The sequence below is a fragment of the Methylocystis suflitae genome (assembly GCF_024448135.1).
GTDB classification, from domain to species: Bacteria; Pseudomonadota; Alphaproteobacteria; order Rhizobiales; family Beijerinckiaceae; genus Methylocystis; species Methylocystis suflitae.
Window position 1 is genome coordinate 1 of sequence record NZ_JAMRYX010000239.1, and the last position, 23,682, is coordinate 23,682.

The 23,682-nt window shown below is 58.9% G+C and carries 17 protein-coding genes and 1 pseudogene; 15 read left to right on the plus strand and 3 right to left on the minus strand.

All coding sequences use genetic code 11. The annotated features are described in order from the left end of the window. Both tnpB and tnpA read right to left on the minus strand, forming a co-directional pair. On the minus strand, positions 1 to 116 hold a 116-nt coding region (gene tnpB, locus NEI07_RS19810), incomplete at its 3' end, for an IS66 family insertion sequence element accessory protein TnpB (RefSeq protein WP_407659944.1). Continuing rightward, entirely contained in the window at positions 113 to 553 is a 441-nt protein-coding gene (gene tnpA / locus NEI07_RS18430; protein ID WP_407659943.1) for an IS66-like element accessory protein TnpA, read from the minus strand. The genes tnpA and tnpB, both read right to left, overlap by 4 nt. 56 nt (positions 554 to 609) lie before the next feature. Here tnpA and NEI07_RS18435 point away from each other — a divergent pair, with 56 nt between their 5' ends. Together NEI07_RS18435 and NEI07_RS18440 are read left to right on the plus strand one after the other, a co-directional pair. After that, complete coding sequence (locus NEI07_RS18435; RefSeq protein WP_256036662.1) at positions 610 to 906, plus strand: hypothetical protein; 297 nt, start codon at positions 610 to 612, stop codon at positions 904 to 906. 144 nt (positions 907 to 1,050) lie between these two features. Further along, a complete protein-coding gene (locus tag NEI07_RS18440) occupies positions 1,051 to 1,656 on the plus strand; it encodes a hypothetical protein (RefSeq protein ID WP_256036664.1) in 606 nt (201 codons plus the stop codon). Positions 1,657 to 2,056: 400 nt separating this feature from the next. Here the strand turns inward: NEI07_RS18440 and NEI07_RS18445 are convergent, their stop codons facing one another. Then, positions 2,057 to 2,329 carry a hypothetical protein gene (locus NEI07_RS18445; protein ID WP_256036666.1) on the minus strand — a complete coding sequence of 91 codons (273 nt, stop codon included), beginning with the start codon at positions 2,327 to 2,329 and terminating at the stop codon, positions 2,057 to 2,059. A 242-nt stretch (positions 2,330 to 2,571) separates the two neighbouring features. Between NEI07_RS18445 and NEI07_RS18450 the strand changes: the two genes are divergently transcribed. The 13 genes and pseudogenes from NEI07_RS18450 to NEI07_RS18510 all read left to right on the plus strand — a co-directional run. After that, the gene (locus NEI07_RS18450) at positions 2,572 to 2,781 is read left to right on the plus strand and encodes a hypothetical protein (RefSeq protein ID WP_256036669.1); all 210 of its coding nucleotides are present in this window, start codon (positions 2,572 to 2,574) and stop codon (positions 2,779 to 2,781) included. Positions 2,782 to 3,100: 319 nt separating this feature from the next. After that, a complete protein-coding gene (locus tag NEI07_RS18455) occupies positions 3,101 to 3,907 on the plus strand; it encodes a DUF4261 domain-containing protein (protein ID WP_256036671.1) in 807 nt (268 codons plus the stop codon). Positions 3,908 to 4,197: 290 nt separating this feature from the next. After that, positions 4,198 to 4,917 carry a hypothetical protein gene (locus NEI07_RS18460; protein ID WP_256036673.1) on the plus strand — a complete coding sequence of 240 codons (720 nt, stop codon included), beginning with the start codon at positions 4,198 to 4,200 and terminating at the stop codon, positions 4,915 to 4,917. A gap of 913 nt (positions 4,918 to 5,830) precedes the next feature. Then, positions 5,831 to 12,805: a DUF4214 domain-containing protein gene (locus tag NEI07_RS18465; protein WP_256036676.1), complete on the plus strand. Its 6,975-nt coding sequence runs from the start codon at positions 5,831 to 5,833 to the stop codon at positions 12,803 to 12,805. 311 nt (positions 12,806 to 13,116) lie between these two features. Beyond that, positions 13,117 to 15,309 carry a type I secretion system permease/ATPase gene (locus NEI07_RS18470; protein WP_256036678.1) on the plus strand — a complete coding sequence of 731 codons (2,193 nt, stop codon included), beginning with the start codon at positions 13,117 to 13,119 and terminating at the stop codon, positions 15,307 to 15,309. After that, on the plus strand, positions 15,309 to 16,802 hold the full coding sequence (locus tag NEI07_RS18475; protein WP_256036679.1) for an HlyD family type I secretion periplasmic adaptor subunit: 1,494 nt from the start codon (positions 15,309 to 15,311) through the stop codon (positions 16,800 to 16,802). Before NEI07_RS18470 ends, NEI07_RS18475 begins: the two co-directional genes overlap by 1 nt. A 34-nt stretch (positions 16,803 to 16,836) precedes the next feature. Further along, positions 16,837 to 18,312: pseudogene (locus NEI07_RS18480) on the plus strand (TolC family outer membrane protein). Then, positions 18,306 to 18,509, plus strand: coding sequence for a hypothetical protein (locus NEI07_RS18485; protein ID WP_256036680.1), 204 nt, complete (start codon positions 18,306 to 18,308; stop codon positions 18,507 to 18,509). Before NEI07_RS18480 ends, NEI07_RS18485 begins: the two are co-directional and overlap by 7 nt. Next, positions 18,506 to 19,552, plus strand: a complete 1,047-nt coding sequence (gene rfbD / locus NEI07_RS18490; protein WP_256036682.1) for a dTDP-4-dehydrorhamnose reductase — start codon at positions 18,506 to 18,508, stop codon at positions 19,550 to 19,552. Before NEI07_RS18485 ends, rfbD begins: the two co-directional genes overlap by 4 nt. A 501-nt stretch (positions 19,553 to 20,053) precedes the next feature. Then, complete coding sequence (gene rimP, locus NEI07_RS18495; protein ID WP_256036683.1) at positions 20,054 to 20,809, plus strand: ribosome maturation factor RimP; 756 nt, start codon at positions 20,054 to 20,056, stop codon at positions 20,807 to 20,809. Between the two features lie 2 nt (positions 20,810 to 20,811). Further along, positions 20,812 to 22,407 carry a transcription termination factor NusA gene (gene nusA, locus NEI07_RS18500; protein WP_256036684.1) on the plus strand — a complete coding sequence of 532 codons (1,596 nt, stop codon included), beginning with the start codon at positions 20,812 to 20,814 and terminating at the stop codon, positions 22,405 to 22,407. A gap of 19 nt (positions 22,408 to 22,426) precedes the next feature. Continuing rightward, the gene (locus tag NEI07_RS18505) at positions 22,427 to 23,080 is read left to right on the plus strand and encodes an RNA-binding protein (RefSeq protein ID WP_256036685.1); all 654 of its coding nucleotides are present in this window, start codon (positions 22,427 to 22,429) and stop codon (positions 23,078 to 23,080) included. 37 nt (positions 23,081 to 23,117) lie between these two features. Next, a partial coding sequence (locus tag NEI07_RS18510) for a translation initiation factor IF-2 associated domain-containing protein (RefSeq protein WP_256036686.1) occupies positions 23,118 to 23,682 on the plus strand: 565 nt, incomplete at its 3' end.

The following is a 23,682-nucleotide window of genomic DNA, read 5'->3' on the forward strand; positions in this document are numbered from 1 at the left end:
TTGATCCGATCCGCCCGCTTGGCGCGAAAAACATAAATGGCGCCGTCGAAGGGATCGGCCTGCATCGTCTCGCGCACCAGAGCCGCCAAACCCTCCGCGCCCGTCGGGCCGATCATGCGCGCCTCTTCAAGGCGCCGACAATCGCCGTGATCATCGCCACATCCGCGCCGCGCCAGACCCAGACGCTCGCGCCGTCAATATCGAGTTCAATCACATGCGGCCGCGCAGCGACGGATTTGCTCTCCGATAATGACGGCACAGGCGGTAACGATGCTTCGTCCCGCGCCTCGACAACAACAGGCGCGAAGGGCGCGCCTCCGGACAACGCCGCTTTCCGCCGCGCTTCGCGTCGCCAGGAAAATAGTTGCTGCGGCGTCAGTCCGCGGCGGCGTGCAACTTCCGAAACGACAGCGCCGGGCGCCAAGGATTCCTCGACCGCTTGCGCCTTCTCGTCATCCGACCAACGACGACGGCGCTCGCCGCCGCCCGCGATCACTTCGATCCGCCGAACAGCGTCGCGATTAGGCTCAAGCGTATGATCAAGTCTGGACACAAGCCTTATCTCCGTCAGGAGATCAGACTCGCTGCTTTCAGCGTCCGTTGGAAGGTGTGGCCGCAACAGCGCTTACTAATGACGGGAAGATCGACCAACAGAACGAAATCGATTTCACGCAATGGGACCCGACGGCGACCTCCGACATGCAGGCGCTGCGCGATGTGTTCGATGCGAACGATGACGGCAAGCTCAGCGCCAGCGACGCGAATTTCTCGCAATTCAAGCTGATCGTCAGCAACGCCGACAGCTCCACAGTCGCGACGCCGATCGGCGGGACGGCAGGCAGGGTCAATCTGTATAATCCCGCAACGAGGGTGATGTGCGTCCGCCATCTTCAAGCTCGCGAATAGGGAGCGCTTGCAGGAATGCGATTCGCTGCTCGCTGAGCCTGGCTGGAGCGGTTAAGAACGAAGGCTCCGCTTCGACGGATCTTTTTAATATAACGGCCACGCGCTGCGCGCATTTACCCAGGCAACCTCACCTCCGGCAGAACTATGTATAAAAATTCTAGTCAGGAACGGCGCATTCCTAGCGGATTGAGAGGTGAGGGAGACGGACTCCCGGAGAAGGTTACTTCCGTCAAGGAAAGAGCCTTTGGCATATTCATGATAGTAGCGGGGGGCTTCGGGATTGCTGTTCCAATTATGGCGTCTAGCGCGGATTTTTGTCGTGAGCCGCTTCGTTTATTATCTGCTGCCCCAATGATTCAGGCATTCATACAATACCGTTATTTAACATTGCAGGAAGTATGTTCATTCGAATGGCTTTTTATATTGTATAGCTTTATAGTTATAACATTTTTCATGCTTATTGGGTGGGCAATTCCTCCAATTCTGATTAATAGAGCGTTATCAGCAGGGCGCGTTCCGCCAAATTTTTGGAATTTAACCAGTATCTTATTCGGTTGTTATCTGATTGCTATTACATTTCTGTTTCCAATTTTTCAGTTTAACCCGTATGCAACAAGTATAGATAGGTTATTTGTGGCAAAGACGTGGTTCTTAACAAAATTATCACTTTGTTTGGGGAGTTGGGCGGTCGGGTTTGCGTGTTTTCACGTGCTTTGGTCAATTTTTGATGGCGGCGACCACCACGAATAGCGATTAGATATACATACCAATCAGCGGGGAGGCAATAATGGATTACAGGCGCACGAATTTTACCGCGAGCACGGGAACTTTCGCTATCGATTATTACTTTGGCTTAGGAGGAGCGTGGAGCACAGCGTTAAGATGGCGTTGGTGTAATCGGTCGTCAGCAACGCCGACGGCTCCACAGTCGCGACGCCGATCGACGGGACGGCGGGCAGGGTCAATCCATTTAATTCCGTAACGAGGGGGAAAAAATCCCGAATTACTTATCTGAAAGCGGCTTGACGGTATTAAACCCATAAAAAACAGACTTCTCTTCAACTGCGTGACACAAATCTGACGGCGGGCGAACAATTTAGGATGCACGCGTCGCGATTTGAGCTTGACTGGGGCAACAGCTCCGCTAGCGTTACGGCCCGTAATCAGCTTTGTTCCCTCTGTTGCAAAATAATCCGAACTTCTCCTCTGCTCCAAATGAAGAGGTCGCCGCCTGCGGCTGACCTTCGAAGCGCAAAATATGAGTTAGAAAGCTGAGGAAATTTATATGGGCCTTCTTTCTTCTTTTAGCAAATTCCTGAAAGATATTTTTCCAGATCCAAGGCAAAATAGCTTGCTTGTTGACAAGGTACAGATATCCAGACGGGGAGGGTTCTGCCTGACAGTAGAGTGCAGAAAAGATCACGATGGTCTATTTGGTATAATTATAATTAGCGGTGGTGATACAGTAGGCAGTATTTACTTGAAACATTCTGAGTTCCAAACGCTACTAAATAGACTCGGTGATATCAAGCGGGATCATTTTGATGCGTCGGGTATTGGCGAGAAATCGTAAGCGGGGCGCGGTAGGCAAACCCGGAAAAGCGAAGTATTTTTTAGGAGAACGAGATCGGCTTCACGCAATGGGACCCGACGGCGACCTCCGACATGCAGGCGCTGCGCAACGTGTTCGGCGCCAACAATGACGGCAAGCTCAGCGCCGGCGACGCGAATTTCTCGCAGTTCAAGCTTATCGTCACCAACGCCGAGGGCTCCACAGTCGCGACGCCGATCGACGGGACGGCGGGCGGGGTCAAGCTGTATAATTCCCAAACGAGGGTGAAAAAATCCCGATTTACTTATCTGAACGCTGCGTGACGATATTAAACCCATAAAAAACAGACGTCTCTTCAGAGTGCATGACAAAAATCTGACGGCGGGCGAACAGTTTAGGCTGCACGCGTCGCGATTTGAGCTTGACTGTGGCAATAGCTCCGCTAGCGTCGCGGCCCGGTAAGGCCGAAATCCATTGAGCGCCTCCGAAGGAATTTTTTGATGCTTAAAGCGCGGCGGCTCCGGAAGAATCTCGATTGCAGGGCGTAATCGCATTGTTGCGCATCCCTCGCGGCGGCGTGAAATAGTTCGCCCGGTCGCCGATGGCGACCGCGAAGCGTAAACGACGCGCGAGAGAATAGTCATGCCCTCCTCGACAAGTGAATCGACGCTGGCGATCGTCATGACGGCCGGCGAGGAGTTTCCGAGCAATGCGTTTTTGGCGCAGGCGATAAAGGCGCGGATTCCGGCTATCGTCATTCCTCCCGAAATCCTCGCCGACCCGAACGGAACGCTGGTTTTCCTCCATGAGGACGACATGTTCGCTGTCGGGAAGGTCGACGCGCCGTGCCCGATTTCGAAAGATGATCCTTGCGTGCAATTCACCTGGTATTGGCCCGACGCGTGGGAGGCGGTTTCAACACACAAAGCGCATCTGTTGCCGAGCGTCAGCGGCGGCGCGGACGCCAAGCGCCGCGCGGCGTTACACGGGCAGCTGGTCGCCGCGGTCGTTGACGCGGCGAGGGACGCCGTGGCCGTTCATTGGGCGAGTTCCGACTCGCTTTGGCCGGCGCCGCTCGTCGCCCAAACCATCGCGCCCGGCGACCAGAAGCCGCCTGTTCCGTTTTGCGTGGCGATCAAGCTCAGCCGCGACGCCGATGGCGGCGTGTCGGGCGCGACGCGCGGACTCGCCGCCTTCGGCCTCATGGAAATCGAGGCCGAAGGTTTTAAGGGCGACCCGCGCCAGCTCAACGGATTGATGCTCGATCTCGCCGGCTATCTGATCGAGGCGGGGCCTGTCATCAAGGACGGCGATACGATCGGGCCGGATGCGGGGACGAAGATCGTCGTGCGGCATGAAACGTCCGGCTTTGTGCCCGGACAGCCGGTCTATCGCCTTTATGAATCCGAAAATTCAAGAAGCTGCTGTGACACGTTGGAGGGGGCGTGAACGTGCTGGAACTCAAGCCTCCATCTTTACGGATATCAAGTGGTATTCCAATGACGAATTCGCGTGTAATGAATCAATAGTTGCGACCGTCATGTTGCGAAGCGACCGACTGCCCGATAATGAAACCCTGATGCGCGCGGCACAATCGCGATCGCTCAGACGTTCTTTACCTTTGCCGTCGTCGCGTTGGCGGTTGCGCTCTTCGCACTTGGCGCGCTGGTCGATTCCTAGCGGAAAAAGCTTGTGTTCGCTCCGATCGCCCGACTGTCGATCAAGGAAATTGCTGCTCCATGCTTGAGTTCATCACCCGAAAACTCGACAGACGCAAATTGTGGGGGCGCTTGCGCGATTACCCAGAATATGCGCCTCCCTTTCGGGGGAAAAACCTCAAGCGGGCGCAAGCGGAAGCCAATTTCGAGTTCTTCATGGGTCAGCGAACTAGTCGGATCGCTTACCTTGCACGACTCCTCGCGCAGTTTTCCATTCAGTTGCAACTGGCGCCCGAGGGACTCCCGCCCCTGGATGTCTGGCTACTCCGATACGGCGGATTCCTTATACCTCCCCGGCATTGTGATACGATTTATGCGCTGGGGTATTACGAGCCGGCCTGGAAGGGCTTATACGCTGGGATGAACGTCATCCATGACCTCAGCGTCTTCGCCGGTGAATATATCATTAAATTCAACCCTGATGCCAGATGGGGACTGTTTGTTGGCGACGGCAAGCGCGGGGCGCGCGATATGATGGGCTATTATCATCCCTGTATTTTTGGAGTTCATCCGCATCATCCTGGCTTCAACGATATCTACCCGCTCTACATGGCGTTCGAAGTTTTCAATTGTTGCGACGGAAGCCGCTCCCGTCATGAAGGCAAGTGGCTCCCCAGCCATGGAAAAGAGGACTTTTTCCGACAGTGGGGCGACGACAATGAATTCGTCAGGCGGATGAAATTCTGGGCCGATCCTAACGCGCCTCCACCAATTCCCTATTCGCATTTGGAGCTGAGGTGAACATTCGGCTCGCGGCGCACATAACACCACTGAAACTTGAGATGACGCGCGATTAAGCTTTTCAGGAGTCCGTATTATGTCTGCTACCGATCAGGACGCTCTTTCCGTTCTCGGCATTCGCATGACCTTCGCGCCGCCGGAGCCGCGCGCAAATTCAGGCCTGGGCGGCGAACAGAAGATCGGCGATCTGTTCGCGGTGACGGGCTACGGTATACTGCAGGCCAATCCACGACTGGTTGTTCGATGGTATCAATTCAACAGCCAATATGGCAGTAAAAACGGGTTTTCCGTCCCTCTGGTAAAGGCTTTAGAGAGAGCGGGAATCCAAGTCTCTACTGGCAATGCTTTGATGCCATATGCGCGGAATTTGACCCCCTATGAAGTTGGCCGGCTGGGCGAGAGCGCAGTTGATGCCCTTTTCAATAAGCTCGACCTAGTAACATCCAGAGTTATAGACGGAGCTAGACGCTCCGATGTTGTTGGTTATAAGTGGGGGGTTTTCGGCGGCGATGAGTTCCGGGGCGAGAGCAAAGTAGGTTATCGGTCGTTGACCGGTTCGAATCCTGGCGGAACGCTTTACCAACTGACTCACGATTTGGCTTCGCTGGAACGAAACAATCTCTTACGGGGGTTGGGCAAGGCAACGGGGCTTTTTGGTGTGAGCGTCGACGCCGCGGTGACTGCCAAAGAACTAGGAGATAAGTATTCTGCAGGTGATACATTCGGAGCAGTTCGGGCGGGCGCACAGTTTGGCGGACGCACGGCCGGCGGCTTTGGCGGCGCCGCAGCGGGCGGGTTGCTCGGTTTGGCATTCGCGGGGCCCCCGGGCGCGTTTGTCGGAGCGTTTTTTGGCGGCTTGCTCGGTGGCCTTTCGCTAAATCAGCTCAGTGGCGCGATCTATGATAGCGTCTTTGTGCCTTCGTCCGCGCGAACTTCTCTGGAGCCGAATGGCTCAGCGTCGATCAACCTCGACGCAGCGAAATCCCAGCTTGATTTAACGCCGCCCGACGCATCCTCCTTCGGCAAGCATTACGGCGACGGCAATCTGCCAGGAAACGTGAATTATTACTCCGTCTCTTCGGGAAACTCAGTCACGACCGGCTTCGGAAGCGGTCTCTTCGGCGAGGCGGCGAGCGGGCTGAGCGGTCTCTTCGACGACGCGACGAGCGCGCTGGGGAACGTCATCGGTTCGGCCAATTTTTCCTTAGGCTTCATCAACGACGGCCTCATGTTCAGCTCGAATTGGGGCTATCAGGGGCAGAATATCAATTTGCCCGACTTCGGAAAGCCTGTGCTGCCCTTCGATGGCGGCGGGTCGGAGAGAGGGATCGGCTTCAACAGCCTCGGCGACCTCGGCCGCATGTTCGGGGGATTCTGGTCGGATACGAAGGCGGTGTTTTCGAGCATCGGCAATTTCTTCGACAATATTTTCGGCGGCATCGGCGATTTCTTCAGCGATATCTTTCCCGTGGCGCTCGATTTGAACGGCGACGGCGTGCAGCTGACGCCGGTGACGTCGTCGAATACTTATTTCGACATGGCGGGCGACGGCTATCAGCATCTGACCGCCTGGGCCGCCCCAGGCGACGCGCTTTTGGCCTATGACGCCAACAATGACGGGAAGATCGACCAGCAGAATGAAATCGACTTCACGCAATGGGACCCGACGGCGACCTCCGATATGCAGGCGCTGCGCGACGTGTTCGACACCAACCATGACGGCAAGCTCAGCGCCAGCGACGCGAAATTCTCGCAGTTCAAGCTGATCGTCAGCAACGCCGACGGCACGCGCACGCTGCAGACGCTGGCGCAGGCGGGGATCGCCTCGATCAATCTCATCGAGGACCAGACAACCCGCACATTCGCCGACGGCTCGTCGATCGACGGCCAGACAACCTTCACCCGCACCAACGGAACGACGGGAACGGCGGCGACGGTGACTCTCGTCTATGACGCTGCGGGCGCCGCCTTGCGCTCGACGACGACGCAAAACGCCGACGGCTCGAAGACCATCGACAATAAGTCGCTCAATGCGGATGGGAGCCTCGCCAGCGAGCGGATTCTGACGACCTCGGCGGATGGCAAGACGAAAACGCTGTCGGTCGATCTCGACGGCGACGGGGTGATCGACCAGATTCAGACCTCGGTTACGGTGGTCAACGCCGACGGCTCGAAGACCGAGACGGTGACCGACAAGACGGCGGGCGGCGCGGTTCTCGCCCGGCGGGCGACGACGACCAGCGCAGACGGAAAGTCGATCACGATCCAGACCGACCCGGATGGCGGCGGCGCCTGGACTCGCGTCGAGACGATCGTCGTGGCCGCCGACGGCTCTCGCACCAACACGGTCTCGAATTTGAACGTCAACGGGACGCTCATCGACAAAACGGTGGTGACGACGAGCGCGAACGGGTTGACAAGCCAGACGAAGACGGATGCCAATGGCGACGCCCTTTTCGATTTAACCACGAACGACGCCATTGTGGTCAACGCGGACGGCAGCCGCACGGAGACGGTCAGAGAGACGAACGCCAATGGCTCCCTGCGCGACGCATGGGTGAAGACCACCAGCGCTGACGGACTTTCGAAGACGACAGCCTTCGATCTCGACGGCAATGCAACGACCGATCTGACGACCACGGAAGTCGTCGTGAAGAACGCCGACGGCTCCTACACGACCACGACCACGAACAATAATGGCAACGCCTCGCTCCGCGATCGGACGAAAATTCTACTTTCGGCCGACAATCTGTCACAGACGACGCAGTCTGACGTCAATGGCGACGGCGTCTGGGACGTGATTACCACGGACGTCACGACGATCAACGCCGACGGCAGCCGGACGCAGACCGTCACGAATTTGAACGCGGATGGCTCCAAGCGCGACAAGACGGTGATCGCCAAGGCGGCGGACGGGCGTTCGAGGACGATCCAGATCGACCAGAACGGCGACGCGATCTGGGACAGCATCGAAACCATCGTCGTTGCGGCGAATGGCTCGAGCGTCGACACAACGGCCAGATACAACAGCAATGGCAGCATCATCGACAAGTCGATCGTCTCGACGAGCGCCGACGGGCTGACGCGAACCAGCCAGGTCGACGCCAATGGCGACGCCATCATCGATCTCATTACGACGGAGACGACGGTAAAGAACGCGGACGGCTCGTCGACGCGGACGACCGCCAACAAGGCCAACAATGGCGCGCTGAAAGACAAAACGATTGCGACGACGAGCGCGAATGGGCTGAGTGTCTCGACGCAGCTGGACATCGACGGCAATGGAACGATCGACCAGACGATTGCCGATGTGACGGTGGTCAATGCGGACGGCAGCCGCACGGAGACGATCACGCAGACGAACGGCAACGCATCGTTGCGCTCGAAAACATTCGTGTCGACCAGCGCCGACCACAAGACGGTGACCACAACCACGGATTTGAACGGCGACGGCGTGACGGACGTCACGAAGAGCGTTGCGACCGCGACGCACGGGGTCACGACCGAGGTGGTCGCGGAATTGAATCCGAACGGAACCTTGCGCGCCCGGACAATTTCAGCCGTCGACGCCACTGGCCTGATGAAGAACGCTCTGAGCGATGTGAACGGCGACGTCGTGTGGGACACGACGGTTACGGACACGACCGTGCTTAACACGGACGGCAGTCGGACCCAAACAGTGTTGACCAAGAACGCCAATGGCTCCCTGCGGTCAAAGGTCGTTACGACAACGAACGCCACGGGCCTGTCCGTCACGACGCAATCCGACGTCAACGGCGACGGCGTGAACGACGTGACGACGACGGATGTGACCGTGCTCAACGCCGATGGAAGCACGAGCGAAACCGTCACTGATGTCAACGCCAACGGGACGAAGCGCGAGCAAACGGTCGTCGTGACGAGCGACGATGGGCTTTCCGTCACGACCTCCGTGGATCTCGACGGCAATGGGAGCGTCGACCGAATTCGCACGGACGTCACCACGCTGAACGCCAACGGCAGCCGAGTGGAGACCATTACGGACAAGAATGGCGACGGGACGCTGAGGGACAAGATCTCAATTTCGGCGAGCGCAGACGGCCGATCGAAGACGATCTCGAGCGACCTCAACGGCGACGGGCAAAACGACAGCGTCGAGACGATTTCGGTCGGCGCGGACGGCTACACTGTCGATACGGTCGTCAATTACAATCCCAACGGCTCGCTACGCGACAAAACTGTCGTTCAGACAAGCGCCAATGGCCTGTCAGGGCGAACACAAACGGACGTCAATGGCGACGGCGTGTGGGATGTCACCCGGACCGACGTGACCGCGCTGAACGCCGACGGAAGCACGAGCGAGACCGTCACCGACCTGAACGCGAATGGCTCGACGCGCGCCCGCACGGTCATCTCGACGAGCGCGAACGGGCTCTCGAAGGCAGTCCAGACGGACGTCAATGGCGACGGAACATGGGACACGACGACTGCCGATATTACCGCGCTGAACGCCGACGGTTCGAAGATGGAGACGTATTCGGAGACGAACGCCAATGGCGCGCTCAGGGGCAAGTCCGTCACGACGACGAGTGCCGACGGCAAAACCACCTCGATCAACCGAGACGTCAATGGCGATGGAATAACCGATCAGACCGAAACAATCGCCCTCCAGGCCAATGGCGACGTTATCGACACGCTCTCCGACCTGTCCAGAACAGGCGCGCTGCAGAGCAAGCGCATCACGACAACCAGCGCCAATGGTCTGGCGAAGACCGTCACGTATGACAATAATGGCGATGGAGCCGTCGACCGCACGGAAACCGACGTCGCCGTCTTAAACAGCGACGGCAGCCGTGTGGAGACCTACACGGACTACAACGGAACCACTGGCGGCGCCGTCGTCGAGCGGATCGTGAAGACCGTCAGCGCGAGCGGTCTGATCGTGACGACCGAGCGTACGGGGGTGAACGGCTATGAGACGCTCAATTCCTATGCGACGGACACGACTGTTCTGAACGCCGATGGCTCGACGACGGAGACGGTCTCCGTGTCGGCGACGTCGGGCGGCGCGCTCCAGACCAAGGTCGTCACGTCGACGAGCGCCAGCGGCCTTTCGAAGACGACACAAACCGACGTCAATGGCGACGGGCGGTTTGACGTGACGGATGCGACAACGACCAATGTCGACGGCAGCCGGGTCGAGACCCTTATCTATTTCAACATGGACGGGACGCTGCGCCAGAAGGACGTTTTGACGACCAGCCGTGACGGCCTGACGCAGGCCCTTCAGCGGGACACGAACGGCGATGGCGTCTTCGATCATTTTGACACCAAATCGCGCAACGCCGACGGCTCGACCTCCGACATCGTTTGGGACACGACCGCCGCCGGCGCGTTGACCTCGAAAATCAGCACGACGCTGAGCGACGATCAGCTGTCGAAGACAATCTCGATCGATTCGAACGGCGATGGCGTGGTCGATTTGAGCCGCAGCCAGACGACCGCGATTAACGCCGACGGCAGCCAAACGATCACGGTCGCCGATTACGGCTCCGCGGGAATTTTGCGCGACCGGACAGTGACGACGGTGAGCGCCAATGGTCTTACCAAAGTGTCGAAGATCGATGTGAGTGGTCGCGGAACATCGCTTGAGACGCAGAATGATGTCACCGCGCTGCAAGCCGACGGCAGCAGCACGCGCACGATCACCAACACTTACGCTGATGGAACGATCAAGGATCAGACCATTACGGCGACGAGCGCGAATGGCTTGACGACGAACATTGTGACCAGGAGCTACGGGGCGATCCCAGACGTCAACGAGACGATCACGGTTGCGCCAGACGGCGCGAAGACCGATACGCTCTCCTTGACCTATGCGCATCCGGGCTTGACGACGACGGTCACGACGACGACAAGCGCCGATGGATTGATCGTCACCTCCCGTGAAACCGGCACGGGGATCGGATGGCAACAGGGCCCGCCAATTTACGTCTATGGCAACCCTATCCCGAGCGTTGGCCTAGCGATCAAGAGCGTCGACGTCACGAGCACGAAGGTCTACGTTCCGAACTCCAACGGAAGCTATGCTTGGTACGTAACATCCCCAGACAGCTATTCGATTAACCTCCTTGGCCTCAGTTCGGGATATCTGGGCGCTTATGCGTCGCATTCGATCGACGAGAATGGCGTGGACACCTGGGTCTGGAATGAAAGTCCAACATCGACCTTTAGTCTGTATGGATACACATTCAGCACCTACAACGGCGGCGGGGCCAAGTCGATTACGATTGACGTTGCTTCCGAGCAAAAGTTCGTCGCAATGGCCGAGCGGATGTATGACACGCTTCTCAATCGCGACATGACCGAGAGCGAAAAGCAGTTTCTCGCGGACTATATTACCACGAGCGGCGCTGGTGCGGAGTTCAATCTCAATAAGCTCGCCGCCGATGTCATGACGAACAAGGCCTATTTGGCGGCTCCGCCAGCGACGATCGTCGTAGGGAGCTCGCCGCCGCCGACCGAATTTATCGGCAAATATGGCGCTCTGACGGACGCCGAATTCATTGAACAGATGTCCCAGAACGCTCTCGGCCGCTACGCAACGCTCGCGGAGCTGAATAAATATCTCTCTCAGCTCAAGGCCGGGACGGCTACGCGCGCCGACATCGCCGTCGCCCTGTCGGAAGGTTCCGAACATGTCGCCGACGGCAACGTCCATGAGACGACAAACAACACGTTGAGCGGCGGCCAACTCGTGTCTATCGATCACACGACCGATAAGCAGGTTGCGACGGATATTCTGGGGCAACTCTATTACGCTGCGTTAAAGCGTAACATGACCGGCGCTGAAATCGCTGCGCAGCTGCCGCGGATTCTCAACGGATCGGCGACGGAGGTGCAGATCGCCGGCGAACTCATCGCATCTTCGGAATTCGCGACGAAATACGGAACGACGACCGATGCCGCTTTCGTCAATCTCGTCTTTACCAACGTCTATGGCCGAGCGCCGACGTCGACGGAGTCTCAAACCTGGGCCGGCATGCTGACCGCCGGGACGATTTCAAGGGCGGATTTACTTGATTCGGTTGCGCGCACAATCGATCATGCGAGCCTTGGCGGCGTCAACGTCACTGCGATCGACGTGACGAATACGGGCGCAACGGTCAACACGGCTTCGACCCCCGTGATTTTCGAAAATGGATCTGGCGGTACGGTCTCGTCCAGCGGAAACGCCATCACCCTCAAATCGAACACAAATGTCACGGTCAACGGCTCCGATGATCCGGTCGCCGTGACAGGGACCGGCAATCAACTGACCGTGAACTCCGGAAACGTCACCGTCGACGCCTCCGCCAGCGCGACGGTCACTGGATCAGCCAATAAGCTCGCGACCGACGTTAACGCGACGTTGTCGGTCGTGGGTCACGACAACCTCGTTAATGCCGGCGGCGGTTCCACGGTGAACGTCGCAGGCGGCGTCATTAGCACTGTCGTGGTTGGCTGGTATTGGGTATGGGGATGGCCATTCCCGATCTATGGCACGGAGAATCATACGAATACGATCAACATCAGTGGCGGCAAGGTCAACATTGCCGCCGGCGACACCGATACGATCAACGGTTCAAATAATGACATTACCCTTCTCGGATCATCAACGATCACGGAGAATGGCAACAACAACAATTTCGTGTTCCATCCAGGGTTCGGGACGGATGTGATCTCCGGTTTCGACGCGTCGGACACGCTGCAATTTGATCATGCAATCTTTGCGGATTGGTCGCATCTTCTTGCCGCTTCATCTCAACACGAGGCAAATACGCTCATCACGCTCGACGCGAATAACACCATCACGCTCCAAAATGTCGCCCTGTCGAGTCTGACTCAGTCGCAGGTGCAATTCGTGTAACAGAGGAGGCGCCGGCGAAACCCCAATGGGCAAAATGAATGTCTTTTGGGAAAGAGCGGGCGTCGGTTCTGGGGCGATCGATTGGCGGAATGCAGCGATTGAGCTTGCATGATGTCTCATCGCTTTCTCTGTGACTCTTCTTGGCTATCGCGATGCTGCGTTGATATTGCGCAAGGCCTTCCGGCGACTTCATATTTGTTCCTGCCATCAGGTCGGTTCAGCAGGTCAGACATGTGTAGGCGAAGTCTCTTTACATGTGAGGCCGGAGGGAATAACCGGAAGCGGATCATAGATTTAAGGTTCGGTTGCAAATGCACGACGCTGCGAAGGATGAAGCCGCGCCGACCGAAGAAACGCCCCGTGAAGAATCAGCGGGGCGCCATGAAGACTCCGGGTTGCAAGGCCTTTGCGGAATCGCCGCGTACTATCGCATTGTCGCGAGCCCTGATCAGATCCGGCGGGAACTCGCGCTTCACGGCAAGAGCATCAGTTGCGAAGATCTCGTGCGCGCCGCCGTTCTTATCGGACTCAAAGCGCGCTTAATTCGTCCCATACATAAGCAAAGGCTAGCCGCTCTCCCTTCGCCTGCGATCGTTCGAACGCGCGCTGGCCGATTTGAAGTCTTTGGCGGCAAAATGCCGTCTGGCGATTATCGCCTCGTCGATCCGATCACGCGCTCGGATCGTAGCCTTCCCTTAGATCAAATTCATGAGACGATCGACGCGGTCATTCTTGTTTCTCGTAGACTCGGCGGCCTAGGCGTCGAGCCCAAACATTTTAGTCTTCGCTGGTTTCTTCCTTCGATTTGGCGCTATCGTCGGCCGCTGCTTCACGTCCTCGTCGCATCGTTCTTTGTGCAAATCTTTGCGCTGGTGACGCCGCTTTTCTTCCAGGTCGTTATCGACAAGGTCCTCAGCCACAGGGGCTATGATACGCTCTTCGTTCTGATCGGCGGGTTGGCGGTCATCGGCGTTTTCGACGTTGTGCTTCAGTATTTGCGCACATATGCGCTGTCGCATACGACCAATCGGATTGACGTTGAACTCGGACGCCGGCTGTTTTTTCATCTCTTCCATCTGCCGATGGCGTATTTTGAGACGCGGTCCGCCGGGCAGACGGTGGCGCGCGTAAGAGAGCTCGAGACGATTCGGTCTTTCTTGACGGGTCAGGGTTTGTTCTCGCTTTTGGACATCTTTTTCACCATCGTCTTTCTCGCGGTACTTTGGGCCTACTCCTGGAAGTTAACCCTGATCGTCATTGCGTCGATCCCGCTTTACCTTATCGTCGCGGCGTTCATTCGGCCGATCCTCCAAGAAATGATCAAGGAGAAGTTCAATCGCGGCGCCGAGAGCCAGCAGATGTTGGTGGAAGCGGTCGTTGGCGTGCAAACAATCAAGTCGACCGCTGTCGAGCCCTCAATGCAAACGCAATGGGAGGAAAAGCTTGCTTCATATGTATCGAAATCATTCGATACTGGATTGCTGGGGGCGGGGGGCCAGTCGGCAATTCAATACATCAGCAAGCTCACCAACGCGCTGCTGCTGCTCTTTGGCGCTAAGGCGGTTATCGACGGCGAGTTATCTGTTGGAGAGCTCGTCGCGTTTAACATGATTTCCGCGCAAGTCGCGCAACCAATCTTGCGGCTTTCGCAAATCTGGCAAGATTTCCAGCAGGTACAGATCTCTATCGAGCGTCTGGGCGATATCCTGAATGCGCCCATGGAGCCGTTAAATCTCGCACATGGGAGTTTGCCGCCCGCGAAGGGCGAGATCGAGTTTAGGAACGTCACGTTCCGTTACCGGCCTGGTTCGCCTGAAATATTGAAAAACGTCTCATTTACAATAAAGCCGGGAGAAGTGATCGGCGTGGTCGGGCGCTCCGGATCAGGCAAGTCAACCCTCGCAAAATTGATTCAGCGCTTTTATGCGCCTGAAGAGGGGCAGATTCTTGTCGACGGCGCTGACATTCTGCAGGTCAATCCGGCGTGGCTGCGCTCGCAGATAGGCGTCGTGCTGCAAGAGAACCTGCTCTTCAACCGCAGTCTTCACGATAATATCGCGCTCGCCAATCCTGCGATGTCTCGGGCTCAAGTCGTCGCCGTGGCAAAAATGTCCGGGGCTGATGAGTTCATCAGTCGGCTTGCCAATGGCTACGACACCATGGTGGAGGAACGGGGAAGCAATCTTTCTGGCGGACAGCGACAGAGAATCGCCATTGCTCGCGCGCTTGCGATCAATCCTCGGATTCTCATTTTCGATGAAGCGACCAGCGCCCTCGACTACGAAAGCGAGCGCATCATCCAGAAAAACATGTTCGAGATCGTCAAGCGCCGCACCGTTATCATCATCGCTCATCGTCTGCAGGCCGTCCGGAGATGCGACAGAATCATCAGTCTTAGCGACGGGCGCATTCAAGAGATCGGCGCGCATGAGGAACTCATCCGCAATCCGAACGGTCTCTACGCTCACCTCTGGTCTCTTCAGAACGATTTGGAAAACGTTTGATGCGGCTCAAGAGGAGAGCCAATATTACGGAGCCAAGCGGTGACGGTCTGCCTCGTCTTCGCGCTGCGGCGGAACGGCTCGCGCTCGTGAAGTGGGCGCGTTCCGACGGAGAGTTTCTTCCAGCAGCCATTTCGATTCTGGAAACGCCGCCGTCGCCTGTGCATATTGGTCTGCTCTGGGCGATCTGCTTGCTGTTGAGCGTCGCGCTGACGTGGATGTATTTCGGCCATATCGACATCATCGCAATTGCGCAGGGGAAAATTCAGCCTGCCGGCCGCGTAAAAACGATCCAACCGCTTGAGACCGGCCGCGTGGTCGCGATCCATGCAGAGAACGGGCGGCATGTCACTGCCGGAGAGGTCTTGGTGGAGCTCGATCCCGCGGAAGCCGCCGCGGACGAAAGGGGTTCCTCGATCGTCTACCTGGCCTATGTCGCGGAGAAAGCGCGCCGGAAGGCCGCCTTGAACGCGATCGCGAATAATTCTTACGACAAAGAAATAGCCGTTGAGTGGCCGACGGAAATTCCAGACCAACTCAAGGAGCGGGAAGGTCGCATCCTCAGAGGGGATTTAAGACAGCTTTTGAGTTCGCTTAAGAGCATCGATGCGCAGCTTGATCAAAAAGAAGAAGAACAGAAGCGCCTCAAAAATATGATTGTGAGTCAGGAATCGCTGCTCGCGACTCTCAAAGAGCGCGTCCTTATGAGAAAGGGCCTGCTCGCCCGCGGATCGACGCCAAGGGCGGCGGTCATCGATTCGATCGAGGCGTTGCAGGTCCAGCAAACCAACCTTGCGACCCAACAAGGGCAGCTCACCGAAGCTCAGGCCGCGAGCCGCGTGCTGCGACAGGAGCGCGCAAAGCAAGTGGATGCATTTGTCGCTGAGAACGAACAAAAGCTGGGCGAAGCAGAGCGTCAGATCGATGATTTTGAACAAAGGCATAAGAAGGCGCATGAGAAAACCGAGCATATGACCATTCGGAGTCCGATCTCTGGGACAGTCTTTGGTCTGTCGGTCACCACAAGAAATCAGGTTCTTTCGACTGGCGAAGAACTCATGCGGATCGTGCCTGATGACGCTGAACTTGAGATTGAATGCTATGTCCAAAACAAGGACATCGGATTTGTAAAGAAGGATCAGCCAGCTGTTGTGAAGGTGGAATCATTTCCCTTCACGCGCTATGGCTCGCTTGACGCGACGGTGACGCGTGTTGCGCATGACGCGATACCTGAGCCTGACGCTCAGGCGCTCGAAGGCAATCCGGCGCGGCCCGCCAAGAATAGCTATTTCGGCGGCGCGCAACGCACTCAAAATCTCGTCTTTCCGGTGACCCTTCGCTCGGCGCGTTCGACGATGAATATCGATGGCGTCGACGTTCCGTTGTCTCCAGGCATGGGCGTTACCGTAGAGATAAAGACCGGACGGCGCCGCATTCTCGAATATTTGTTTTCTCCACTGCTCGAAGTGGCGTCTCGCGCGATGAAGGAAAGGTGATTTTAGCTCAATGTGCAGGCTTGAAAAAACGCCAATGTGCGCGCGTGCGCCGAGCGATCAGCCGCGCCGTCGACATGTTCTTCTAGCCTGTATTGTGTGCTGTATATGTTATGCGCCGGCGCAGGCGCGTGGAGATACGATAACCGGCGCGTTAGAGAAGGTTTACACGACAAACCCGGAAATCGGCGAACAGCGAGCGAATGTTCGCGTGCATGACGAAGAGATCTCAAAGGCCTATTCCAACGCGCGGCCAAAAGCGAGCATATCCGCAACGGGGGGGCCGCAGAGAACGCTGATCCGCGCTCCAGCCGGAATTGATCAGTTCAGCAGCAGACAATATCAGAGCGACAAATATTCGGGCAAACCGCTTAATGCGACCTTCGCGTTTCAGCTGCCAGTGTTGGACGGCGGCAAGACGAGCGCTAGTCTAGGTCAAGCGGAATCCGGCGTATTGGCCTCGAGGGCAGTTCTTCGTGACGCGGAGCAGCAGGCGCTCTTAAAGGGCGCGACCGCGTATATGAATGTGCTTCGCGACGCCGCTGTCGTTCGTCTCAAGAAGAATAACATCGGCGTTCTGCGCGAACAGTTACGGGTGACAATGGATCGCTTCGATTTCGGCGAAGTGACCCGCACAGACGTGGCTCAAGCCGAAGCCGCGCTCGCCCAATCCCAAGCCGATTTGGCCGCCGCTTTCGGCGCGCTCGAAAATAGCGCCTCGGTCTATCATCAAACGGTCGGCGAGGAGCCCAAGCTGCTGCAACCGGCGCGCTCGCTTGAGGCGCTTCTTCCAGAAAGCCGCGACGACGCAATTGCGGTCGCTCTCGCAGGTCACCCTTCCATTGTCGCCGCAGTTCACCAGATCGATGCGGGAGAATCGGCCGTCAAAATTGCGGAAAGCGCGATCCTGCCGACGGCGTCGGTCGGCGCTCAAGTCATTCAACAATTCGATTCTTATTTTGGCTATCCAAAAACCCGGTAGTTTGGCGCACAGGTGTTTGGCCAATTGAACGTGCCGCTCTATCAAGGCGGCGGCGAGTATTCGGCCATACGGCAGGCGAAGGAGCAGCTTGGTCAGGCGCGAATTCACGCTGACGTCATCAAGAATTCAGTCAGGGCGGCGGTTATTCAGGGCTTCAGTCAATTCACGACAGCGAAGGCCGCCGTTTCATTCAACATGAAAGCCGTCAAGGCCGCTGAGGTGGCGCTGCGCGGGGTCAGAGACGAGGCCGCCTTCGGACAACGCACGACGCTCGACGTGCTGAACGCGCAACAAGCGCTGCTGACCGCTCGCGTGAATCTTGTGACGGCGCAACGAGACAGGGTTGTGGGCTCCTATGCGGCGCTTGCGGCGATCGGGCGCCTCTCATATGCGACTCTCGACCTCGACGTTATGCCTTACGATCCATCGGCGCATCTGGAACAAGTTCAACATAAGTGGATAGGCGTCTCCGTTCCCGGGGAGCAGCAGAATGAAGCTCAGTCAATCACCGATAGGCTCTTCCCGTGGTAGTTACGAAAGGGCTCCCGTCGAGCGCGAATTGGTGGTTCGATCCAAAAGGGAGCGCCAAACGCTTGCACAATGCGCTCTCGGCGTTGCTCGAAGACTGGCGCCGTCTATCGACCGGTCAGCCGACACCGGATGAATCGCTTCTCCTTCGCTTCCGGCAGGAATTCATCGAGATTTTCATCGACGCGCCTCTGGGGTGACGAACTTCCATTCGCCGCAGTATGATTGCGGCGTCGCCTGGGACGACCCTGACATCGGGATCGCGTGGCCGGCCGCCGCCGGAAGCGCCGCGCTGTCGGACAAGGATCGCAAATGGCCGCGGCTGCGTGATCTGGCGGAGGTTTTGGGTACAGTGGGCAAGATGAAGCGCATCGCCGTCACCGGGCTCACCGGCCAGGTCGTCAGCTCCCTCATCGAGCGCGCGCCGAGAGGCGTCGAAATGCTCGCGCTCGGCCGTCCGCGCTTCGACCTCTCCTCGCGCGACATGGTTCTCGCGTCGCTACGCAGCGTGCGCTGCGACGCCATCGTCAACGCCGCCGCCTACACTCAGGTCGACAAGGCCGAGAGCGAACCCGACGTCGCGATGCGCATCAATGGCGCGGGCGCGGGCTTCGTCGCCGAAACCGCCGCCGAACTGAAGGTGCCGCTGCTGCATCTTTCGACCGATTACGTCTTCGACGGAACGCTCGATCGCCCCTATCGCGAAGACGACGAACCCGGCCCGACCGGCGCCTATGGACGTTCGAAGCTCGAAGGCGAAAAGCAGATTGCCGCGCGCTGCGAAAATTCGGTCATTTTGCGCACCGCCTGGGTTTACAGTCCGTTTGGAGCGAATTTCGTCACGACGATGCTGCGTCTTGGCGAAACGCGCGATGAAATCGGCGTCGTCGCCGATCAGATCGGCAATCCGACGAACGCGCTCGACATCGCCGACGCGTTGCTCGCCATCGCCGAAAGGCTGGTCGACGATTCCGATCCGCGTTTGCGCGGCGTTTTCCACATGACCGGGCGGGGCGAGGCAAGCTGGGCGGATATGGCGGACGCGATCTTTTCCGCGGCGGAGAAGCAGGGCCGCAAGCCCGTGCGCGTCAAGCGCATCAGCACCGCGGACTATCCGACGCCGGCCCGCCGTCCGGCGAATTCACGGCTCGACAACGCCAAGCTCGAAGCCAGCTACGGCGTCGCGCTGCCCAAATGGCGCGACTCCGTCAGCGCCTGCGTCGCCCGATTACTTCCCCACTGAACTGGATTTCATTCGGCGATCATCAGGAGAGAACGCTCGATCGCCTGCGCGAGAGTCATCGGCGTAGACGTCATGAAACCCGAAGATTTCCCGGCGATGTCGCGTCCGCGATTCGGGCGGACGCGCATCAAGCGCTTTGATAATAATCTCCACAATGTCGCATTGGCGGCCGCGCCCCAACGACCGCAATCAAAGAATTACGTCAGACCCGGCGGGAAACTCTGGGGCGCGAGGTTAACATGCACGCTCGCGCGCAGTTCTCGCAAAATTACATGTGAATTCAACGGCCTCGACGGTGGGGGGCTTACGCCCCTGCGTGCGACGTGCGACGATCGGCTGAACGATTGGCTTTAAGATGTCTTGATTTTTCGCGATTTTGTGCGATATAGGGCCGAACTTCATCTCATAACGATCATTCTCGGATGATCGCCGATTGAGAGTGGGGCCCTCCGGGGACCCGCTCTTTTTGCTTTGATCGTTCGAGAGCTTCAAGGACAAAGCTTGACGCAAAACGCCGCCGCCAGCACGACCTTTGACGAACCGCGTCTCGTCGGTGAGACCGGCGTCGCCGCGCGCGTGGCGCATCTTGTAGAGCCGGTGCTGGCGCAGTTGGGCTACCGACTCGTGCGCGTGCGGCTCTTACAGCAGAATGGGCCGACTCTGCAGATCATGGCGGAGCGTCCGGACGGAACGATGACCGTCAATGATTGCGAGGCGGCGAGCCAGGCGCTGTCGCCCGAACTCGACGTCGCCGATCTCATCGCCAGTGAATATCGCCTGGAGATTTCTTCTCCGGGCGTCGATCGTCCGCTGGTGCGTCTGTCGGATTTTCACCGCGCCATCGGTCATGAGGTCAAGATCGAACTGACCCATCCTGTCGCGAGCGGACGCAAGCGCTTTCGCGGCGTCATTCGCGGCGTCGAAGGCGAGGGACCTGGCGCGACGCTCGCGCTGGAGCGCACCGACGCGCGCTCGGATGAAGAAAAAGCCGTGTCGCTGCCGCTCGCCGACCTCGACGAAGGCCGGCTGGTGCTGACCGAGGCGCTCATTCGCGAGTCGCTGCGGGCTGGAAAGCTCCAACAGACTGAAGAGAAGCAGGAGGAGGCGGAGGCGGAGGAACGTCCGCGCCGCGGACCGGGACGCTTTCGCGGTCCCGCGCAAAAGAAGCAAAAACCGCTGGCTCCGGCCGGCGTTCAAACCCAGTTCAAGAAGGCCGGCGGCAAACCAAAGCCCTCCGGCCGTTCGAGGGGAGACTAACAATGGCCGTCAGCGCCAACCGACTTGAGATTTTGCAGATCGCCGAAGCCGTCGCACGCGAAAAGTCGATCGACCGTTCGATCGTCATCGCGTCGATGGAGGACGCGCTGCAGAAGGCGGCGCGCTCGCGCTATGGCCAGGAAACCGAGGTCCGCGCCGAGATCAATCCCAAGACTGGCGAAGTCCGCTTCTCGCGACTGCTGCTCGTCGTCGACGAGGTGGAAAACGACTCGACGCAGATTTCGCTCGCCGAAGCGCGCAAGCGCAATCCGGCGGCGCAGTCCGGCGACTGGATCTCCGAAACGCTGCCGCCTTTCGACTTCGGCCGCATCGCCGCGCAGTCCGCAAAGCAGATCATCGTGCAGAAAGTGCGCGAGGCCGAGCGTGACCGCCAATATGAAGAATACAAGGATCGCATCGGCGAAATCGTCAACGGGGTGGTCAAGCGCGTCGAATACGGCAATGTCGTCATCGATCTTGGCCGCGGCGAAGCCATTATCCGCCGCGACGAGATGATCCCGCGCGAAATGTTCCGCCCGGGCGATCGAGCCCGCGCCTATGTCTATGATGTGCGCCGAGAGCAGCGGGGCCCGCAGATCTTCCTCTCTCGCACTCATCCGCAATTCATGGCGAAGCTGTTCAAGCAGGAAGTGCCGGAGATCTACGACGGCGTCATCGAGGTGAAGTCGGTCGCGCGCGATCCCGGTTCGCGCGCCAAGATCGCCGTGGTGTCGCGCGATTCCTCGATTGATCCGGTCGGCGCCTGCGTCGGCATGCGCGGCTCCCGCGTTCAGGCGGTCGTCGGCGAGCTGCAGGGCGAGCGCATCGACATCATTCCCTGGTCCGCGGACGCCGCGACCTTCATCGTCAATGCGTTGCAGCCGGCGGAAGTGGTCAAGGTCGTCCTCGATGAGGACAGTTCACGCATCGAGGTCGTGGTGCCGGACGATCAGCTGTCGCTGGCGATCGGGCGGCGCGGGCAGAACGTGCGTCTCGCCTCGCAGCTGACCGGCTGGGACATCGATATTCTCACGGAGGCCGAAGAGTCGGAGCGTCGGCAGAAGGAATTCGTCGAGCGCACGAAGTCGTTCATGAACGCGATCGACGTCGACGAGGTCGTTGGCCGGCTGCTGGCGTCCGAGGGCTTCCGCTCGGTCGAGGAGCTCGCCTATGTCGATCTCCCCGAACTCGCGACGATCGAAGGCTTCGACGAGGATACCGCCGCGGAAATTCAGAACCGCGCCAAGAATTATCTGGAGCGCATCGAGGCGGAGAACGAAGAACGCCGAAAGGCGCTTGGCGTCGCCGACGAACTGCGCGAGATCGAGGGCCTGACGAGCGCGATGATGGTCAAGCTCGGCGAGAACGACGTGAAGACAATGGAGGATTTCGCCGGCTGCGTGCCGGACGACCTCGTCGGCTGGAGCGAGAAGAAGGATGGCGAGACGGTCAAGCATGAGGGCTTTTTCGAAGGCATTGACCTGTCGCGTGAAGAGGCTGAAGCGATGATCATGTTCGCGCGGGTGCGCGTAGGCTGGATCGAGGAGCCGGTGGCGACCCCTGAAGTCGAGGCTGAAGCTCAGGCGGAAGGCGAATAGCGGATTGATCGAGGGTATGATGCGCGAGCCGCATGTTTCGGAGAGGACCTGCATCGTGACGCGCCAGAGCGGCGCGCCCGAGGCGATGATCCGCTTCGTGCGCGGACCGGATGGCGCGCTTGCGCCCGACATCAAGGCGCGGCTCCCTGGCCGCGGCGTCTGGGTGACGGCGCGCGCCGAGGTCGTTGCGCAGGCGGCGCAAAAGCGTCTATTCGCGCGCGCGCTGAAGACGCAGATCGACGCCGCGCCGCAACTGGCCGAGGACGTCGACCGATTGCTCGAAGCCGATTGTCTGCAGATGCTGTCGCTCGCCAATAAGGCGGGTTGCGTTGTGGCGGGCTTCGGCAAGGTCGCCGACGCCCTCGCGCAAGGTTCTGTCCGCGCCCTTCTCGAAGCGCGCGACGGCGGCGAAGACGGCAAGCGCAAGCTTGCCCAAGCCGCCCGGCGCGCTGGATCGACGACCCCCGTCATCGGCCTATTTTCGTCGGCGCAATTGGATTTGGCGTTGGGCCGCACAAATGTGATACATGCTGCCCTCGCCGGGGGCGGTCCGACAACGGCTTTCATCGGGCGATGCCGTCGACTCGCAGCCTATCGGGGCGTATGCATCGACGGCGCGACGGCGACGGGCGACGAAATCGAAGCGGAGCCGAACGACGGCTGCGCAGAGTGAAATTAACGGGTCGTAGCGACCCAGGATTGGGAACTGGATGAGCGAAGGCGAGAACAGCGGCGACAAAACTCTGACCGTCGCGCCGTCGAAGACGTTGCACTTAAAGCAGCGACCGGTCGAGCACGGCATGGTCCGTCAGAGCTTCTCCCATGGCCGCTCAAAAGTGGTCGTGGTCGAGAAGGTGAAGCGTCGCGCGCCCGGTCAGGCCGAACCGGCGAAGCCGGCCGGCGCGACGGCCCCGATCGCGGAGTCGCCGGCGCCGCCGCCGAAGGCCGCGCCGAAATCCGCCACCCAACGTCCCGCGCCCGCGCCGCGCTCTGGCTCCGGCGTCGTGCTGCGCGCCTTGACCGATGAGGAACGCGAAGCGCGCGCCCGCGCGCTGGTCGACGCGAAATCACGCGAAGAGGAAGATCGCCGCCGCGCGGAAATCGACGCCAAGGCGCGCAACGAGCGCGAGGAGCGCGAACAGGCGGAGCGCGCCGCCGCCGACGCGCGCAAGCGTGAGGAAGAAGAGCGTCTCGCGCGCGAAGCCGAATCGAAACGCAAGTCCGAGGAAGAGGCGCGTCGCCGGCTGCCGGCTGACGCCGCCGGCGTTGGGGCGC

Bases quoted from the DNA above. Each gene is read 5' to 3' on its own strand.
- NEI07_RS18470 (WP_256036678.1), top strand. From the start codon at position 13,117: ATGCACGACGCTGCGAAGGATGAAGCCGCGCCGACCGAAGAAACGCCC.
- NEI07_RS18475 (WP_256036679.1), top strand. From the start codon at position 15,309: ATGCGGCTCAAGAGGAGAGCCAATATTACGGAGCCAAGCGGTGACGGT.
- NEI07_RS18460 (WP_256036673.1), top strand. From the start codon at position 4,198: ATGCTTGAGTTCATCACCCGAAAACTCGACAGACGCAAATTGTGGGGG.
- NEI07_RS18440 (WP_256036664.1), top strand. From the start codon at position 1,051: ATGTATAAAAATTCTAGTCAGGAACGGCGCATTCCTAGCGGATTGAGA.
- nusA (WP_256036684.1), top strand. From the start codon at position 20,812: ATGGCCGTCAGCGCCAACCGACTTGAGATTTTGCAGATCGCCGAAGCC.
- NEI07_RS18450 (WP_256036669.1), top strand. From the start codon at position 2,572: ATGCAGGCGCTGCGCAACGTGTTCGGCGCCAACAATGACGGCAAGCTC.
- NEI07_RS18505 (WP_256036685.1), top strand. From the start codon at position 22,427: ATGCGCGAGCCGCATGTTTCGGAGAGGACCTGCATCGTGACGCGCCAG.
- NEI07_RS18455 (WP_256036671.1), top strand. From the start codon at position 3,101: ATGCCCTCCTCGACAAGTGAATCGACGCTGGCGATCGTCATGACGGCC.